Origin of the sequence: Paenarthrobacter sp. CM16, assembly GCF_013179505.1 — a bacterium.
Lineage (GTDB): Bacteria > Actinomycetota > Actinomycetes > Actinomycetales > Micrococcaceae > Arthrobacter.
The window spans coordinates 1-3,471 of sequence record NZ_JABMCX010000392.1; the positions used below are offsets into that span (position 1 = coordinate 1).

Sequence of the window (3,471 nt, forward strand, 5' to 3'; positions counted from 1 at the left end):
CCCCGCATGCCTAAGCCCGGCGCCGGCGTCGTGCGTTCCGCGGTGATGCTTTCCCTAGGGCTCGCCGCCGCGCTCCTGGTGGGCGGTTGCGCCGGGACGCCGAAAATGGACGTGGCGGCCAGCTGCGAATTCTTGGACAATGACACCTTCAAGCCAGACGGTAACCAACAGCAGCAGTCCAAACAGATCGCTGCCCACTACCACGAGATCGCGGACAAGCTGGCTCCGGAGATCGGAAACCCGATCAAGGAAATGGCGGCGATCATGGACGAAGCGGCTGCTTCATCGCTCGGCGCAGCCACCAAGGACCAGCAGGAAAAGCTCACGGTGCAGTTCAATAAGATCGGCGAATACTGCAAGTAGGCAGGTCACGCCGCGTCATCGGCTAATCTGGAGCGGTGACCCTGCGCTTCTATGACACCGCCTCCGCCGAAGTCCGCGACTTCGTTCCCCTCGAAGACGGCAAGGCCAGCGTGTACTACTGCGGGGCCACTGTCCAAGGAATGCCGCACGTAGGCCACGTCAGGTCGGCCATTGCGTTTGACCAACTGACCCGCTGGCTTGAGTTCCGGGGCCTCCGCGTCACCGTGGTTCGCAACGTCACGGACATTGACGACAAAATCCTCGCCAAGTCCGCCCAATCCTTCGGGTCGGACTGGGACTCCGAACCCTCGGCACGGCAAGCCGAAGAGTGGTGGGCGTTGGCCTACCGGTACGAGCAGGAATTCCAGAACGCCTACGACTCCCTGGGTGTCCAACGGCCCACCTACGAGCCCCGCGCCACGGGCCACATCCCGGAGATGCACGCGCTCATCCAGCGCCTCATCGACCGAGGCCACGCTTACCCCGCCCTGGACGATTCCGGCGACGTCTACTTCGATGTCCGCTCCTGGAGCAAGTACGGCTCGCTGACGCGGCAGAACATTGATGACATGCAGGGAGCCGCCGACGCGGACCCCCGCGGTAAGCGGGATCCCCGCGACTTCGCGCTGTGGAAGGGTTCAAAGGACGGTGAACCCGTCACCGCCAAGTGGGAGTCCCCTTGGGGTGCCGGACGTCCCGGCTGGCACTTGGAGTGCTCGGCCATGGTCACCAAATACCTTGGCCCGCGGTTCGACATCCACGGTGGAGGACTGGATCTTCGCTTCCCGCACCACGAGAACGAGATGGCCCAGTCCCAGGCCGCAGGCGACGACTTCGCGAACTTCTGGATGCATAACGGCATGGTCACCTACCAGGGTGAAAAGATGTCCAAGTCCATCGGCAACACGGTGAGCCCGGCAGAAATGCTGGAACTGGCATCTCCCCGTGTGGTCCGCTACTACTTGGGCCAGGCCCACTACCGCTCCATCCTGGACTACCGTCCCACCTCGCTGCAGGAGGCCGCCGCCGCCGTCGAGCGTATTGACGGTTTCATCCACAAGGCATCCGCCAAGGTGGGCACCGCCGCCTCGGACGTTTCCCCGCAAGCCAACATGCCCGCTGCTTTCATCGCGGCCATGGACGACGACCTCAACGTCCCGCAGGCGCTTGGCGTCCTCCACGAAACCGTGCGGGCAGGAAACACCGCGCTGGCTTCGGGCGATCTCGACTCTGCCAAAGCCGCCCTGTACAGCGTCCTGTCCATGACCGAGGTGCTGGGCCTGGATGCGGTGAAACGTCCGGAAGCTGTCCAAGGCCGCGAGCACGCCGCCTTGGAAGTGCTGATCGACGCCCAGCTTGAAGCGCGCGCTGCCGCCAGGGCCGCCAAGGACTGGGCTGCATCCGATGCGATCCGGGACACCCTGGCTGCTGCGGGCGTCGTGGTCGAAGATGGTGCGGACGGGGCCACTTGGAGCCTCAAACGCGACTGACAAAAGGCCGCGGCGGCCGAATTGCATCGGGTCAGTAGACTTGATTCCAGACTTACTCACAAAATCAAGGATGGAAACTCATGGCCAACAACGGTCGCCGGTCGGTCAAGCAGAAGAAGGGCCCCTCCACCGGAACCGGTGGCCACGGCCGCAAGGCCCTGGAGGGCAAGGGTCCCACGCCCAAGGCGGAGGACCGCACCTACCACAAGGCATACAAGAACAAGCAGCTGGCTGAACGCTCCGCTGCCAAGCGCGGCACAGGTCCCCGTCAGGGTGGCGCCGGTGCACGCTCCGGCCCCAAGGGCCGTGCAACCGAAGAGCTGGTCACCGGCCGCAACTCGGTGGTCGAAGCCCTCCGCGCCGGCATCCCGGCCAAGGCACTGCACGTCGCCATCCGCATTGAGATGGACGACCGCGTCAAGGAATCCCTCAAACTTGCGGCCGAGCGTGGCATCCCCCTGCTCGAAACCGGCAAGGTTGAGCTGGACCGCATGACCGAGGACGCTGTCCACCAGGGCCTGGTCCTGCAGATCCCGCCGTACGAGTACGAGGACGCCTACGACCTCGCCGAGACGACGCTGGCCAAGTGGAAGAAGGGGCACATCTCCAACGCCCCCATTTTCGTGGCACTGGACGGCATTACCGATCCCCGCAACCTTGGTGCGATCATCCGCTCCGTGTCGGCGTTCAGCGGCCACGGCGTGATCGTTCCCGAACGCCGCTCCGTGGGCGTCACCGCGTCCGCTTGGAAGACCAGCGCCGGTGCCGCTGTCCGCGTGCCCGTGGCCCGCGCGTCGAACCTTAACAACGCGCTCAAGCAATTCAAGAACATGGGCATCTACGTCCTTGGCTTGGACGGCGACGGCGACGTCTCGCTGCCGGACCTCACTGTGGCAACCGAGCCCGTTTGCATCGTGGTCGGCTCCGAAGGCAAGGGCCTGAGCAGGCTGGTGCGCGAAAACTGCGACCAGATCGTCTCCATCCCGATCGACTCCGCCATGGAGTCACTCAACGCCTCCATGGCCGTTGGTATCTCGCTGTACGAAGTGTCGAGGCAGCGCGCCGCCAAGTAGTCTTCGCTAAGGCGCCGCAAGCGCCGTCCTCTCGCTAAGGCGCCGCAAGCGCCGTCCTCTCGCTAAGGCGCCGCAAGCGCCATCCTGCGCGTGCTGCTCCTTCGTCGCTTTGACGCACGCTTCCGGACGGCCCTTGCGGCGCCTTTCGTGTGCCCCGTGTCGTCAACGATTACCAACGCTCTCGCACATCCCTCGGGTTTGGGGCGGTCGCTCTCGCACATCCCGCGGGTTTGGGGCGGTCGCTCTCGCACATCCCGCGGGTTTGGGGCGGTCGCTCTTTCATGTCCCGCGGGTTTTATGGACGGAAGGGCGTGGATGTGGAAGAGCGCTCCGGTGGAGGGCGTGGGATGTGGGAGAGCGCTCCGGTGGAGGGCGTGGGATGTGGGAGAGCGTTCGGGTGGAGGGCGTGGGATGTGGGAGTGCCCCTATGTTTTTCGTCAAGCGGTTGCGGGTGTTGGGGGTTGGTAGAGGGTGCCGTCGCGGAGCATGGCGTAGAGGGTATCGCAGCGTCGTCGTGCCAGGGCGATGAGTGCCTGGTTGTGGCG

3 protein-coding genes are annotated in these 3,471 nt (G+C 64.8%); all 3 read left to right on the plus strand.

The annotated features are described in order from the left end of the window. The first annotated feature begins 6 nt into the window (after positions 1 to 6). The gene (locus tag HP499_RS22275) at positions 7 to 363 is read left to right on the plus strand and encodes a hypothetical protein (RefSeq protein ID WP_172326275.1); all 357 of its coding nucleotides are present in this window, start codon (positions 7 to 9) and stop codon (positions 361 to 363) included. A 35-nt stretch (positions 364 to 398) separates the two neighbouring features. Next, positions 399 to 1,853, plus strand: coding sequence for a cysteine--tRNA ligase (gene cysS / locus HP499_RS22280; protein WP_172326274.1), 1,455 nt, complete (start codon positions 399 to 401; stop codon positions 1,851 to 1,853). Between the two features lie 80 nt (positions 1,854 to 1,933). Continuing rightward, on the plus strand, positions 1,934 to 2,926 hold the full coding sequence (gene rlmB, locus HP499_RS22285; protein ID WP_026542164.1) for a 23S rRNA (guanosine(2251)-2'-O)-methyltransferase RlmB: 993 nt from the start codon (positions 1,934 to 1,936) through the stop codon (positions 2,924 to 2,926). The last annotated feature ends 545 nt before the right edge of the window (positions 2,927 to 3,471 follow it).

Bases quoted from the DNA above. Each gene is read 5' to 3' on its own strand.
- rlmB (WP_026542164.1), top strand. From the start codon at position 1,934: ATGGCCAACAACGGTCGCCGGTCGGTCAAGCAGAAGAAGGGCCCCTCC.
- HP499_RS22275 (WP_172326275.1), top strand. From the start codon at position 7: ATGCCTAAGCCCGGCGCCGGCGTCGTGCGTTCCGCGGTGATGCTTTCC.